General features: G+C 58.4%; 13 protein-coding genes. 6 read left to right on the top strand and 7 right to left on the bottom strand.

All coding sequences use genetic code 11. The annotated features are described in order from the left end of the window. The first annotated feature begins 96 nt into the window (after positions 1-96). Positions 97-615 (top strand): DUF4946 domain-containing protein, encoded by a 519-nt coding sequence (locus ACOYXJ_RS25420; RefSeq protein ID WP_460372227.1) that lies wholly within the window; start codon positions 97-99, stop codon positions 613-615. Positions 616-833: 218 nt separating this feature from the next. Here the strand turns inward: ACOYXJ_RS25420 and ACOYXJ_RS25415 are convergent, their stop codons facing one another. The 3 genes from ACOYXJ_RS25415 to ACOYXJ_RS25405 form a co-directional block, all read right to left on the bottom strand. Continuing rightward, positions 834-1,199 (bottom strand): histone-like nucleoid-structuring protein, MvaT/MvaU family, encoded by a 366-nt coding sequence (locus ACOYXJ_RS25415; protein WP_077573093.1) that lies wholly within the window; start codon positions 1,197-1,199, stop codon positions 834-836. A 234-nt stretch (positions 1,200-1,433) separates the two neighbouring features. Beyond that, positions 1,434-2,969: an EAL domain-containing protein gene (locus tag ACOYXJ_RS25410; RefSeq protein ID WP_460372224.1), complete on the bottom strand. Its 1,536-nt coding sequence runs from the start codon at positions 2,967-2,969 to the stop codon at positions 1,434-1,436. 118 nt (positions 2,970-3,087) lie between these two features. Next, complete coding sequence (locus ACOYXJ_RS25405; protein ID WP_460372222.1) at positions 3,088-3,957, bottom strand: LysR family transcriptional regulator; 870 nt, start codon at positions 3,955-3,957, stop codon at positions 3,088-3,090. A 78-nt stretch (positions 3,958-4,035) separates the two neighbouring features. Between ACOYXJ_RS25405 and ACOYXJ_RS25400 the strand changes: the two genes are divergently transcribed. Both ACOYXJ_RS25400 and hppD read left to right on the top strand, forming a co-directional pair. Next, complete coding sequence (locus ACOYXJ_RS25400) at positions 4,036-4,983, top strand: DMT family transporter (protein ID WP_460372220.1); 948 nt, start codon at positions 4,036-4,038, stop codon at positions 4,981-4,983. 244 nt (positions 4,984-5,227) lie between these two features. Further along, positions 5,228-6,304 carry a 4-hydroxyphenylpyruvate dioxygenase gene (hppD, locus tag ACOYXJ_RS25395; protein WP_016984437.1) on the top strand — a complete coding sequence of 359 codons (1,077 nt, stop codon included), beginning with the start codon at positions 5,228-5,230 and terminating at the stop codon, positions 6,302-6,304. 177 nt (positions 6,305-6,481) lie between these two features. Here hppD and rarD read toward each other — a convergent pair whose 3' ends face one another. From rarD to ACOYXJ_RS25380, 3 genes are all read right to left on the bottom strand, one after another. Continuing rightward, positions 6,482-7,363: an EamA family transporter RarD gene (gene rarD / locus ACOYXJ_RS25390; RefSeq protein WP_150707112.1), complete on the bottom strand. Its 882-nt coding sequence runs from the start codon at positions 7,361-7,363 to the stop codon at positions 6,482-6,484. Positions 7,364-7,597: 234 nt separating this feature from the next. Then, positions 7,598-8,611: an aldo/keto reductase gene (locus ACOYXJ_RS25385; protein ID WP_460372217.1), complete on the bottom strand. Its 1,014-nt coding sequence runs from the start codon at positions 8,609-8,611 to the stop codon at positions 7,598-7,600. A gap of 68 nt (positions 8,612-8,679) precedes the next feature. After that, the gene (locus ACOYXJ_RS25380) at positions 8,680-9,579 is read right to left on the bottom strand and encodes a LysR family transcriptional regulator (RefSeq protein ID WP_460372215.1); all 900 of its coding nucleotides are present in this window, start codon (positions 9,577-9,579) and stop codon (positions 8,680-8,682) included. Positions 9,580-9,677: 98 nt separating this feature from the next. Here ACOYXJ_RS25380 and ACOYXJ_RS25375 point away from each other — a divergent pair, with 98 nt between their 5' ends. Continuing rightward, on the top strand, positions 9,678-10,046 hold the full coding sequence (locus ACOYXJ_RS25375) for a VOC family protein (protein ID WP_460372213.1): 369 nt from the start codon (positions 9,678-9,680) through the stop codon (positions 10,044-10,046). Between the two features lie 348 nt (positions 10,047-10,394). Here ACOYXJ_RS25375 and ACOYXJ_RS25370 read toward each other — a convergent pair whose 3' ends face one another. Beyond that, a complete protein-coding gene (locus ACOYXJ_RS25370; RefSeq protein WP_460372211.1) occupies positions 10,395-11,705 on the bottom strand; it encodes an MFS transporter in 1,311 nt (436 codons plus the stop codon). A 171-nt stretch (positions 11,706-11,876) separates the two neighbouring features. Here ACOYXJ_RS25370 and ACOYXJ_RS25365 point away from each other — a divergent pair, with 171 nt between their 5' ends. Next, positions 11,877-12,998 (top strand): sugar diacid recognition domain-containing protein, encoded by a 1,122-nt coding sequence (locus tag ACOYXJ_RS25365; protein ID WP_150793418.1) that lies wholly within the window; start codon positions 11,877-11,879, stop codon positions 12,996-12,998. A gap of 214 nt (positions 12,999-13,212) precedes the next feature. After that, positions 13,213-14,355 carry a glycerate kinase gene (locus ACOYXJ_RS25360; protein ID WP_460372209.1) on the top strand — a complete coding sequence of 381 codons (1,143 nt, stop codon included), beginning with the start codon at positions 13,213-13,215 and terminating at the stop codon, positions 14,353-14,355. Positions 14,356-14,460 lie beyond the last annotated feature (105 nt).

Here is a 14,460-nt window from a genome sequence, read left to right as displayed (position 1 = left end):
CGCATGCCTGTCGGCATCGCCAAATGAAAGGGCAGACTTGCCCTGCGTGCGGGCGAGCCTCAGACTTTACCGCTCAATCTGCGAGTGCGTCCGGCAATGATCCGACTGTTCAAATCCGTGTTTGTTTTTTCTTTATTGTCGCTTGCGGTGGTGTGCGCGTCAGCGGACGAACCGAGCATCACCTGGCCTGCCGGTTGGCAAGTCGAGGCGCTGCCTGAGGCGACTGCGCAGGTTTTCCGCCAGCGTGGGGTCAAAAACGACGCCGATGGCAATCAGGTGATGGTGATGGAATTGACCATGACTCAGGTTGAGAAGGGGCATCAGGTCAATCTGAAAGGCGTGCTGCTGGAAATGCGCAAGTCGATACAGAAGGACTTCTTCCAGGGTGGCTACCAAAGTGTCTGCAACAAAGTGCATCCGGCCACGCTGGGTACTTTGTCAGCACTGGAAACCACTTGCACGATCACCGAAAACGGTCGGCATGTGTTGTCGCAAACCTTGGTCGCGGCGGTCGAGGCGGACAAGGCTTATGTTCTTTCCTACGCTGGGCAGGCAGAGGTTTATAAGGCAAGCGCAGACGAGATAGTGGCGGTGAGAAACAGCTTGAAACTTTAAGTCGCTGTACTCTTCATGGCTTGATTAGATACCCGAAGGGATTAAGCACAAAGTTTAACGCAGGGCTGCGATCGCAACATTGCGCAGCAAAATGTTTAGCTGTCTGACTCAGCCACGTTACAGAAAAGTCGAAATTGTTAGATGAAATTCATTTCATTTGTTAGATATTGTCAATAAAAAAGCCCTGCATCATGCAGGGCTTTTTTGTTGGCGTCGGATTAACCGCGCAACCAGGAATCAACGGTAGCTGCACCGTATTGTTCCTTCCAGGCTTTCAGGCCGCGATGGTTGCCGCCCTTGGTTTCGATCAGTTCACCGGTGTGCGGGTTGTGATAAACCTTGACCACGCGAGCGCGGCGGGTTTTAGGTGCTGCAGAGGTCTGCAGACCGGATTTTGCCGGGTTCGGATCGAGAATGGCGATGATGTCTTTCAGGCCTTTGCCGTAGTGTTTCATCAGCCCCTGGAGCTTTTCTTCGAATTCGATTTCTTTCTTGAGCCCGGCATCGTTCTTCAGCGATTCCAGCTGCTTGAGCTGTTCCTGAAGGGCCTTTTCAGCTGCACGAAATTCAGCGAGTCTGGACAATATCTTTACTCCAATAGTGTATTTGGCTGATACCAACCGCAAACAAAGCTGTAAGCCAAGAGCCTTGAAGCGACTCGGTGATAAATGGCTCACCTGCCAATCTTGCTCAGGTTGAAAAAATTGTAGTAGTTAATGCGCCAAGAGTAAATCCTGATGTTGTCTTCATGTAACAACAGCGGTCTTTTGTATCAATTTGGTGCGTCTGGTCGGTACGCTCGTCTTAATCCGGCTTAGTTAATGGTGAGTTAATGCGCAGATGAAGTCCGCTGCCGGCATCGGTTTGCCGAACAGGTAGCCTTGCAGAAAGTTGACGTGATGTGCGGTCAGATAATCGGCCTGCGCCTGAGTTTCGACACCTTCGGCCACAATACCCAAATCAAGCTTGGCCGACAGTTCGATAATGGTGTCGAGAATGTGTCGGGACAGCGCATCGATGCCGATCATGGCGACGAAACTCTGATCAATCTTGAGGAAGTCCACATTGAATTTGCGCAAGTAGCCGAGGCTCGAGTGGCCGGTGCCGAAGTCGTCAATCGCGATCTTCACGCCCAGCGCGTGCAGTTGCTCGAACAATTGCCGGGTGATGTCGGTCGGCTCGATCAATTCGCGTTCGGTCAACTCCAGTACCAGGCTGATGCTGTCGGGCGCGAACGCGGCGAGGAACGTTCGGCAGTCGTCCACCAACTCCAGGTCTTTGCAGTGGCTCGCGGTGATATTGATGCCGATATGAAACGGCGGGGTGAGCGTCGGTGACAATGGGCCTAACAGCGCTGCGGTTTGTTGCATCAGTGCGCGAGTCATCGGCACGATCAACCCCGAATGCTCGGCGAACGGAATAAACAGATCCGGGCGCACCAAACCTTCTTTGGGATGAGTCCAGCGCATCAATACTTCGGCCCCCGACCATGCCTTGCTGTCGCCGTGCACCACGGGCTGAAAGTAAGGAATGAACTCGCCTGCCTCCAACGCGCGGAGCATCTCGTGGCTCGGTGAAGTGGAGCGCTTCTGTAAAACATGGCCGATGGCCCCCGATACCACGCCAAAAAAGATCAACAGACTGAACAGCGGCGGATACTCATCGGCCATGTAGCGCCAGGTTTCGCCCTCGGGGAAACCCGCAGAAACGCTGAACGCATAACGGGAGGAGTCCAAGCTGTTTTGCGCTATCGGCAATGCGGGCAGGGCGCCACTGTGCACTTTGCCGTCGGCCGACAGCCAGTTGTCGCCTACTTGCAACACCAGCAGCATGTGCCGGCCGATCAGACGCAACATGTTGCTTAGATGGTAACCGTCCAATGTTGTCAGGGCACCGCCGCGACCTTCGCTGAGCCGATAGACCAGCAGAGCGGTGTTGGGTGTCACCGGGTTGCCATTCATCAGCCACAACTTGCCCTGGTTGTAGTCGCCTGCGTTGACGGCCTCTTTATAGTCGCCAAACAACGAGCTGCAATAGAGGTTGTCGTCCCACACCAGATTGGTCGAGCGCACGAACGGGCGGCGGGTCACTTGCTCGCGCAAGGCGAGTTTGACGTTCTCGCAGGTCTGGCCGGCCAGTGGCAGCAATTGATGGGCGGCCTGGGCGGTGTTGTCGAGCATCAACTCGAATTGGCGCAACGCCTCTTCGGCAGTCTGTTGTGAGCCTTGCTCCAGCGTGCGTTCGGCTTGCATATAAAGAATTGCACTGCCCAGCAGCACCGGAAGCAAACCGCTGAGCAGTGTAAAAACGATGCGGGTGCTGCGCTTGCGGCGGGGTCTGACGGTCAACGGCATGGGCGCATCCTGTCGCGATGGAGTGGGGCTCTCGAATGCAGGCCGGATAACGGCGCGCCGCTGAAAAACGCATCAGCCAGAGGGGATGATAGATGGCAGAAGGCGCTCGCGCCGCTCATCAGTAGTTCATCCGCGTCGCCAATTCGATAAAAGCCAGGGTGGCAGGGGAGGCCTGGCGCTGATCGAGGACGGCAAGTCCAACCTCGCGCTGCACGGCGGGCAACAACGGCCTCTTCACGTAGCGAGGTGAGGCATCGTCCGGCAATGACCCTTCGGCGACAATCGTGATGGCATCGCCACGGCTGACCGTGTCGAGGGTGCTGAGCAGTTGCGAGCAGCGATACCGAATGTTCGGTTGCAAACGCGCGGCCGTGAACAACCGCGACACCAGTTCCGCTGAACCGGCCTCGGTCAGCACGAACGGGGTGTCGCACAAGTCCTTGAGGCTCAACGCCGACCGTGCTGCCAGCGGATGGCTGATAGGGAGAAGGGCAACCATCTGGTCTTCGATCAGGGCGAACGTGTCGAAACGCTCTTCGGGCAGCACTACGAAACCGATGTCGATCCGCCGTTCTTCCAACCATTGAGTCACTTGACGGTCCGGGCCTTCATCGATGTGCACTTCGATGCCCGGATGCGCTTCTCGATAGCGTCGCAGAATATTGGGCAACAGTTTGATCGACGAAGTTGGCCCGAACGAGCCGATGCGCAAGGTGCCGCTTTTCATCCCGCGAGCATCGGCGGCCTCCTGGCGCAGAGTGTTGGCCAGGCCGAGCATGGCGCGGGCACGCAGCAACAATTGTTCGCCGATATCGCTGAGTTCCACTGCCGACTGGTGCCGACGCAGCAGCTCGACGCCAAGTTCCTGCTCCAGCGATTTCATCGCGTGGGACACCGCCGACTGTGAAATCCCCAACCGATGAGCGGCGAGGGTAAAGCCGCGCAGTTCGGCGACCAGCGAGAAAATCTCCAGTTGCGTAAGGGTCATGAGTATTTGCTCATTTTACGATGACAGGGAATGAGGTGAATGATACGGCATTCCTCAAGTTCCCAGGTCTGGAGCGTCATGCGCAACGCCGAGCAGCTGCACACAATTTCATCCGACATACCCGTTTACCTGACGCTGGCGGCGGTCACCATGATCTGGGGCGGGACCTTTGTCGCCGGGCGTTTTCTGGCCGATAGCCTGAGCCCGGTATTCGCCGCCAGCCTGCGCTTTTTGCTGGCCAGTGCGGCGTTGCTCGGCTTTTTATGGCTGGCGCGGATCCCCTTGGCGCGGCCGACTCCACGGCAGTGGCTGCAACTGATGCTGTTGGGGTTCTTCGGGATTTTCTTCTACAACCTGTGCTTCTTTTACGGCCTGCAATACATCAACGCCTCGCGCGCCTCGTTGATCGTCGCGTTGAACCCGGCAGTGATCGGTCTCGCCTCGTGGTGGTTGTTCAAAGAGCGTCTGGGCCGGATGAAAGTCGCCGGCATCGCGACCTGTATTGTCGGCGCTGGTCTGGTGATCGTCAGTCGCAATCCGCAATTACTGGCTGCAACGCCCGATGCATGGATCGGTGATCTGTTGATTCTCGGCTGTGTCATGGGATGGGGCGTTTATTCGTTGTTTTCCCGAGAGCTGAATCAGACGCTGGGGCCAGTGCAGACCGTGACGTACTCGATCCTGATCGGCACGCTGATGTTGTGGGTTCTGGCGGCCGTACGCGGCGAGCTGAGCTGGGGTGCGCTGAATAACCTCGGCCTGCCGCAATGGCTGAGCCTGATCTACCTCGGCGTCCTCGGCTCGGCGCTGGCCTACATCGGCTACTACGATGGTATTCGTAAAATCGGCGCGACGCGCAGCGGCGTGTTTATCGCGTTGAACCCGTTGACGGCGGTCATCCTTGGCGCGCTGTTACTGGGCGAGCAACTCACGGCGGCCATGTGCATGGGCGGAGCGCTGATCCTGATCGGCATTTACCTGTGCAACAAACCCCTTGCGCGAGGCGCAAAAAAGCGGATTTTATAGAGAGAGCAGACAAGCCTATTTACGCTGTGTAGAATCGGTTTACGCATACAATAATAATCGTCTTCTGGCAGCAGAAGCCTCGCCCGCAAGAGCCTTGGGTCGACAATGAAGATATTCGGGTTTCAACTGATCTACGGTGACTTCCTCGCCCGCAGTGTGCGTGGCATCTCCTGTGCGCCACCCACCGACCTCGCAGACTGACAAATAACCCAGGTTAATTTGATAAGAATGATGAGGCGTCACCATGACAGATTTATACGAAAACCCAATGGGCCTGATGGGCTTTGAATTCATCGAGCTCGCATCGCCGGTACCGGGCACCCTGGAGCCGATCTTCGAGATCATGGGCTTCACCAAAGTCGCCACCCACCGCTCGAAGAACGTGCACCTGTACCGTCAGGGCGCGATCAACCTGATTCTCAACAACGAACCCAACAGCGTCGCTTCGTACTTCGCCGCCGAGCACGGCCCTTCGGTTTGCGGCATGGCGTTCCGCGTCAAGGATTCGCAAAAAGCCTACAACCGCGCACTGGAACTCGGCGCGCAGCCGATCCACATCGAAACCGGCCCGATGGAACTGAACCTGCCGGCGATCAAAGGCATTGGCGGCGCGCCGCTGTACCTGATCGACCGTTTCGGCGAAGGCAGCTCGATCTACGACATCGACTTCGTGTTTATCGAAGGCGTTGATCGCAACCCGGTCGGTGCCGGCCTGAAGATCATCGACCACCTGACCCACAACGTGTATCGCGGTCGCATGGCCTACTGGGCGAACTTCTACGAGAAGCTGTTCAACTTCCGCGAGATCCGTTACTTCGATATCAAGGGCGAATACACCGGCCTGACCTCGAAAGCGATGACTGCACCGGACGGCATGATCCGCATCCCGTTGAACGAAGAGTCGTCCAAAGGCGCGGGCCAGATCGAAGAGTTCCTGATGCAGTTCAACGGCGAGGGCATCCAGCACGTGGCGTTCCTCACCGACGACCTGATCAAGACCTGGGATCAGTTGAAGAAAATCGGCATGCGCTTCATGACCGCGCCGCCGGATACCTACTACGAAATGCTCGAAGGTCGTCTGCCGAATCACGGCGAGCCAGTTGATCAGCTGCAATCGCGCGGCATCCTGCTCGACGGCGCCTCGGAGCAGGGCGACAAGCGTCTGCTGCTGCAGATCTTCTCGGAAACCCTGATGGGCCCGGTGTTCTTCGAGTTCATCCAGCGCAAAGGCGATGATGGTTTCGGCGAAGGCAACTTCAAGGCGCTGTTCGAGTCGATCGAGCGTGATCAGGTGCGTCGCGGTGTACTCGCAACCGAGTAATCCGCCACTGAACTGAAAAAATCCCGGCCTGCAGAGATGCAGTGCCGGGATTTTTTTGCTTCATACAAAACCTGTGGGAGCGAGCCTGCTCGCGAATACGTCCGTTCAATCAGCAACGATGTTGAATGAAAGATCGCATTCGCGAGCAGGCTCGCTCCCACATTTTTGTAGTTGCAGTCAGGGGCGGCGTTGCCGCATCAGGTGTTTGAAGCCTTCAAAGACCAGCACCACAACCGCCAGCCAGATCGGAATGTACGTCAGCCATTCCCCGGACTTGATGCTCTCACCGAGCAACAACGCCACACCCAGCAACAGCACCGGCTCAACATAACTCAACAAGCCAAACAGACTGAACGGCAGCAAACGGCTGGCAATGATGTACACCACCAACGCCGACGCGCTGATCAACCCAAGCAATGGAATCAGCCACATCAGCCCCGGATATTGATCGAACACGGCCATGCCTTGTTCACCGCCCTGCACGAACCAGTACGCGACCGGCAACATCAGGGTCATGTCGACCCACAGTCCGCCGAGGTTGTCGGTTTTCAGGAATTTGCGCAGCACGAAATACAGCGGGTAGCCCACCACGACCACCAGCGTCGCCCAGGAAAAGCCGCCGACCTGATACAGCTCATTGAGCACGCCCAGGCTGGCGAAAAACACCGCGACTTTTTGCAGATACGACAGGCTCTCACCGTAGGCAATCCGCCCGGTCAGCACCATCGCCAGTGGCAGCAGGAAGTAGCCCAGCGAAACATCGAGGCTGTAGCCGTTGAGCGGCGCCCACATGAACAGCCACAATTGCACACCGAGCAGGGCCGCCGAAACGATCAGGCCTGCGATCAATTTCGGCTTTGCCGCCATCAGCCGAACCAGCTCCAGCACCCGCCGCCATTCCCCGGACACCAGCATGAACACGGTCATGCACGGAACGGTCAGCAGCATCCGCCAGCCGAAGATTTCCACGCCACTCAACGGCGTGAGCAACGAGGTGTAGTAATACATGACGGCAAACAGTACCGAGGCTGAAACCGATAGAGCGATACCTTTAGACAAACTGTCCTCGCGGGTTGATGGTCAAATGGGGCGCGAAGGATACGTGGTTTTTGTGCTGAATATTGGCCAAGTGGTCAATATTCCCCACATCCTGAAGATAAGCACAAAACCTGTGGGAGCGAGCCTGCTCGCGAAAGCGGTGTGCCAGACAACGCAGATGTTGAATGTGCCGGCCTCTTCGCGAGCAGGCTCGCTCCTACAATGGATTTGTATTGCGCCCCCAATCTGCTTACTTCAAGCCGAACGCGGTTTACGCCCAGACACAAAATGACTCACATCGTTGAACCCGGGTGTCGATGAGTGCCCCGGTGTTACCAGCGAATCGATAAACGCCTCATCCTCAGCCGTAATCTTCACAGTCTGCGCCAGGGTGTACGCATCCCATTGCGCTTCAGTGCGCGGCCCGACAATCGCCGATGTGACCGCGCCGTTGTTCAACACCCAGGCAATCGCAAACTCGACCATGCCGACCCCGCGTTGCTCAGTGTATTGCTGAATCTGTTGGGCAATGCGCAACGATTCCACGCGCCACTCGGTTTCCAGAATGCGCTTGTCCTGACGCCCGGCGCGGCTGTTCGCGTCCGGTGTCGCGTCCGGCGCGTACTTGCCACTGAGCACGCCACGGGCCAGCGGACTGTAAGGCACCACACCAAGGCCATAGGCGTGCGCCGCCGTGATTTGCTCGGTCTCGGCCTGACGGTTGACGATGTTGTAAAGCGGCTGACTGATCACCGGACGGTCAACGCCGAGTTTATCGGCGATTCGTATCACCTCGGCAATCCGCCAGCCGCGATAGTTCGACAAACCCCAATAGCGGATCTTGCCCTGACGAATCAGATCGCCAATCGCCGACACACTCACTTCAAGCGGCGTGTTGTGGTCTTCACGGTGCAGGTAATAGATGTCGAGATAGTCCGTGCCCAAGCGAGTCAGACTGGCCTCAAGACCATTGAAGATGTGTTTGCGGCTCAAACCGCTGCGATTCGGCACACCGTCCACGGGGCCGAAACCGACCTTGGTCGCCAGCACCCACTCATGTCGATGACGGGCAATCGCTTCACCGACGATCTCTTCGGAACGGCCGTTGGTGTAGACGTCGGCGGTGTCGATGAAATTGATTCCCTGATCCCAGGCCTTGTTGATGATGCGCAGCGAATCTTCGGCGCTGGTCTGCTCGCCAAACATCATCGTGCCGAGGGTGAGGGTGGACACCTGTAACCCTGAGTGACCGAGTGTGCGAAAGCTCATGCCGAAATCCTTTTGTCGGTGGGAAAGGGTTAATCAAATACCAGAAGCGTGCGATGCGGCAAAGTGAATTATTGGCTCAATCCTGCACAGCGCTGTTGCAGAAACCCCTGCAACACCCTGACCCGTTCCGACACCTGCACCCGATGCGGACACAGCAAATTGAATGGCACGCTTTCACCTTGCCAATCATCGAACAACGTTACCAAGCGCCCGGCGCGGACGTCTTCGGCAATGTCGAGCCAGGCTTTGTACGCGATGCCATGTCCGGCCAGCGCCCAGCGGCGGGCGACTTCGCCGTCGTCGCTGAGGTAGTCGCCATGGACTTCCACTTCCTGCGTTTCATCGCCGCGACTGAAACGCCAGCTGTTGTAGGGCCGGCCATTGCGCAGGTAGAGCAGGGCGCTGTGCCCGGACAATTCACCGGGATGTTGCGGGGTGCCATGGCGCGCCAGATAGTCAGGACTGGCACAGGCAACCCGCCGGTGTTGCGGCAGAATCGGCAACGCCACCAGCGTTGAATCGCTTGGCACGCCAAAGCGCAGCGCTACATCGACGGTCTCGCGAAACAGATCGGCGTGCCGGTCGTTGAGCAACAATTGCAGTTGAATGTTCGGATGTTCGCGCTTGAAATCGTCGAGCCACGGTAACAACACATTGCGCCCGAAGTCCGACGGCGCAGCCAGTTGCAACACGCCGCTCAGGCCTTCGCTTTGTTGTTTAAGTGCCTGTTCACCCTCGGCCAGCGCCGCCAGTGCCAAGCGCACGCTTTCAAGATAACGCCGACCTTCTTCAGTCAGACGAATGCTGCGGGTGGAGCGTGCGAACAAACGGATACCGAGGCGGGTTTCCAAGCGTTTCAACGCAATACTGGCGGCGGCTGGCGTCAGCTCCAGCGCGCGAGCAGCGGCGGAAATGCTGCCAGCATCGGCGACACGGACGAAAATTTCCAGATCGAGAATCGAGCTCATTGCTAAAAATCCTTTAAAGATCTTTGCGTTTTTGCGGGATTTTTTCGTGATTGGCAAGGTTGGATACTGCAATCAATCAACTATCGCAGGAGAGGCGTATGACCTGGACATTCGATCACCTGGCGTTCAATACCGCTGACGGGCAGACCTTGCAGGAAGATTTCGCCAAGTTGCTCGGGTTGAAGCCGGGCCGTCGGCCGCCGTTTCCGTTTCCCGGTCGCTGGCTGTATCAGGATGAGCACGCGGTGGTGCATGTGATTGAGCGGCCGTTGCCCGATGACACTGAATTGAGCCACATTGCTTTTCGAACCGATGAAGCGGCGGAAACGGTGTTGCAGCGGGTGCGTGACAGTGGATTGCCGTATCAACTGGCGCAGGTGCCGGGCGAGGGGATTGCGCAGATTTTTGTGCAGATGCCGGGTGGTCTGGTGATTGAGCTGGACGCCAAAGCACAGCCCTCACCCTAACCCTCCCGAAACGTCGGACCGCCCGAAGGGAGAGGGGACTGACCGAGGTGTTTGAACGAGGTACACCGACGTGCGATATCGAGTCGAACTCAGGTCTTGAAAAGCACCAAAATCGGCTCCCCCCTCCCGAGTCGAACTCAAGTCTTGAAGAGCACCAAAATCGGCTCCCTTTTCCCGAGTCGAACTCAAATCTTGAAAAGCACGGCAATCGGCTCCCTTTCCCCCTCGCCCCCCTGGGGGAGAGGGCTGGGGTGAGGGGGAAAAGATCTCCAGAACAGCACAAAATCCAAGTCGAAACCCCAATAAAAAACGGCCTTGAAAAAGGCCGTTCTACTCTGCATCAAAACCTCAAGCCCGCAACGTCCGCGTCATGCGCAACGCCAGCAGACTCCCGCCAACAATCACTCCCGCCAGCAAATACAACGCCGCATCGGTCGAACCGGTGCTGTCCTTGACCCAACCCACCAGGTACGGACTGAGGAACCCGGCCATCTGTCCCATCGAGTTGATCAACGCCAGCCCACCGGCCGCAGCACCGGCACTCAACATCGCCGTCGGCACCGGCCAGAACATCGGCAGGCCGGTCAACGCGCCCATGGTTGCAATGGTCAAACCGAGAATCGCAATCGCCGGGTTAGCCGCGAAGTTCACCGCAATCACCAGACCGATCGCGCCCATCAGCATCGGCACCACCAAATGCCAGCGACGTTCTTTACGAAGGTCCGCCGAACGCCCGACCACCAGCATGAACACCGCCGCCAGCAGATACGGAATCGCACTCAGCCAACCGATCACCAGGTTATCGCTGAAACCAAGGTTCTTGATGATCGACGGCAACCAGAAGTTGATCGCGTACACGCCGCTCTGAATGCAGAAGTAAATCAGGCCGAACGCCCAGATCGCCGGGTTCTTGAACACCGCCAGCAGCGAATCGGAGGTGGTTTTCGGTTTGTTCGCCAAATCTTCGGCCTGATCCGCTTCCAGCACCGCACGCTCATGCGGGCTCAGCCACTTGGCGTTGGCGAAGCTGTCGCTCAGCAGGAAATAGGCAAGGGTACCGAGGATCACCGTCGGAATGCCTTGCAGCAGAAACATCCACTGCCAGCCGGCCAAACCACCCTGGCCCGCCGCGAAGTGATTGAGAATCCAGCCAGAGAACGGGCTGCCGAGCAAACCGGACACCGGGATCGCCGACATGAACAACGCCATGATCCGCCCACGGCGGAAGGTCGGGAACCACTGCGAAAGGTACAGCACGACGCCCGGGAAGAACCCGGCTTCGGCCGCACCGGTGAACAGCCGCAGGGTGTAGAACTCGGTCGGGGTGGTGACGAATAGCAGGCAGGTCGACAGCGTGCCCCAGGTGATCATCATCACGGCGATCCAGCGCCGTGGGCCGAATTTGCTCAGCGCCAGATTGCTCGGCACGCCACACAGCACGTAGCCGATGAAGAAGATCCCGGCACCGAGGCCGTACACGGTTTCGCTGAATTTCAGTGCATCGAGCATCTGCAGTTTGGCAAATCCAACGTTGACCCGGTCGAGGTAGTTGAACAAGTAGCAGATGAAAATGAAGGGGATCAAACGCAGGGTGATGCGTTTGTAGACGGCGTTTTTATCGTCATCGATGGTCTGGGTAGCTGCGGCGCTCTGCGACATAGCGGCTCTCTCTTTATTATGATTTTTTGCGATGCAAAGGGTAACGTTGATCGCCCCGAGAGTCTCGGTCACCTTTGGCCGGATTGTCTTTGTGCCTGAGCACAGGGTTTGCCGCCAGACCCTGTGCGGGTGAACAACCGACTGCCGCGTTTTTCAAGGATCTTGCCCATCATGTTCGAACTCGATCACGACCTCGCCCAGGACATCGTCGACCGGGCCATGGCCATTTTGCCCTACAACGTCAACGTCATGGACAGCCAGGGGCTGATCCTCGGCAGCGGTGAACCGGAGCGCATCAACACCCGTCACGAGGGTGCGCAACTGGTGCTGGCCAACGGTCGAGTGGTAGAGATCGACGCGCAGACCGCCGTGCATTTGAAAGGTGTGCAGCCGGGCATCAACCTGCCGCTGTTGCTCGATCAGCGCTTGATCGGCGTGCTCGGCATCACCGGCGAACCGGAGCAGTTGCGCACTTATGCCGAACTGGTGCGCATGACCGCCGAGATGCTCGTCGGCCAGCGCAATCAGCAGGCCGAGCAGCAATGGCGGCGCCAGCGTTGCGATGATCTGCTGGCGTTGCTGTTGAGCGAGGCGGGGGACTCGCCGCGCCTGGTCGATGAGGCGCAGCAGCTTGGACTCAAACCGCAATTGACGCGGGTGCCGTATCTGTTCGAGCTGGGCCTTGAACATGGGCCGGGGCAAACCGTTGAGGCGCTGAGTGCCTGGTTGATGTCGCGTTATCCCGATAGCTGGTGCGTGAGTTCGGCGAAGTCATCGCTGCTGTGGTGTCGACCGGCAAGTCAGCACCTCGAGCATGATCGCTTGCTGGAAAAACTCGACGGCCTCGGCTGGAAGATTCTGCGTATTGCCGTGGGCGGGCAGGCGGACGGGTTGGCGGGGCTGCGCCGTTGTTATCGGCGTGTGGGCGACTTGCTCGCCTATGGCCGGGAAGTGTTGCCGCACTCGCGGCTGCTGACGCTGAACCGCTATCGCTTGCCGGTGATGCTGTGGCGGCATCGCAATGACGATGCGCTGGACGAATTGCTCAAACCGTTGCGCAAGGTGATCGCCAAGGACGGCAACGGCCAGTTGCTGGCGACGTTGCGCAGTTGGTGTGACCACGACGGGCAGAGTCAGGCCTGTGCCGATGCGTTGGGGATTCATCGCAACAGTTTGCGTTATCGGATGGAGCGGATTGCCGAGTTGAGTGGGGTTGATCCGCTCAGGCTGGACGGGATGCTGGCGCTGTATCTCGGGGTGCAGCTGCTGCCGCAGACCGACCTGTCGGCATGAGGCGTTCTTCTGGACGCCATCGCGAGCAGGCTCACTCCTACATTTGGAATGCATTCCCCTGTAGGAGTGAGCCTGCTCGCGATGGCGGCGGTACATTCACCGCAGAGCCTTTTGTGAAAATGAACAATAAACGCCCCCGCCACTTGTGCAGCGGACAGGCGTCAACGCGCAGGCCGACTGGCAGCATGAGGGGCATTGCAACCGGAGAATTCCCATGAAGATCGTCATCGCCCCCGATTCGTTCAAGGACAGCCTCAGTGCCCAAGGCGTCGCCGACGCCATTGCCCTCGGCCTGGCGCAGGTCTGGCCGCGCGCGACCTTGGTCAAATGCCCAATGGCTGATGGCGGCGAAGGAACGGTCGAATCGATTCTCGCTGCCTGCGAAGGCGAACTGCGCCGCACCCGCGTGCGCGGCCCGCTGGGCACAGCCGTCGACGCTGCATGGGGCTGGTTGCCGCACAACCACACCGCAATCATTGAAATGGCCGAGGCCAGCGGCTTGCAATTGGTGCCGTTGAGGCAACGCGATGCCTGCATCAGCAGCACCTTCGGTACCGGCGAACTGATTCGCGCAGCGCTGGATGCCGGCGCGCAACGGGTGATTCTGGCGATTGGCGGCAGTGCAACCAATGATGGCGGCGCCGGGGCGATGCAAGCGTTGGGCGTGAAGTTGCTTGATGCGCAGAGTCAATCGCTGGTACCTGGCGGTCTGGCGTTGGCGCAACTGGCACAACTGGACCTGAGCGAACTCGACCCGCGTCTGGCACAGGTGCGTTTCGACATCGCTGCTGACGTGAACAACCCGCTGTGCGGCCCGCACGGTGCCTCGGCGATTTTCGGCCCGCAGAAAGGCGCCTCGCCGGCTCAGGTGCAGCAACTCGATCAGGCGTTGGGCCACTTCGCCGAACTGTGCGCGCAGGCCCTGGGCAAAGACGTTCGTGACGAGCCGGGCAGCGGCGCGGCGGGCGGTTTGGGTTTTGCCGCCAAAGCGTTTCTCGGGGCGCAATTTCAGGCCGGGGTAGAAGTGGTTGCCGAACTGGTCGGCCTCGCCGAAGCGGTCAAAGGTGCCGATCTGGTGATCACCGGGGAAGGGCGCTTCGATGCGCAGACCTTGCGCGGCAAGACGCCGTTCGGTGTCGCACGGATTGCCAAACAGCACGCCGTGCCGGTGATCGTCATCGCCGGAACGTTGGGCGAGGGTTACCAAGAACTCTACGATCACGGCATCGACGCGGCATTCGCCGTGACCAGCGGGCCGATGACGCTGGAACAGGCCTGCGCCGAAGCACCGCGCCTGCTGCGTGAACGCGCAACGGACATTGCCCGCGTCTGGCAAATGGCCAAAAACAACGTGTGAAACAGGCTCACAGGGTGTTTCAATCTTGTAACACCCTGAAAAATAGTTGCTCTTGTCCCGCAATCTTCCTAAAGCCTGGCCGATACAGCTAACAGGCGCGCACAT

Source organism: Pseudomonas sp. Tul2A7, assembly GCF_054790505.1.
Note: the sequence above shows the minus strand (reverse complement) of the source record. Positions and strands in the feature narration are given on the sequence as shown.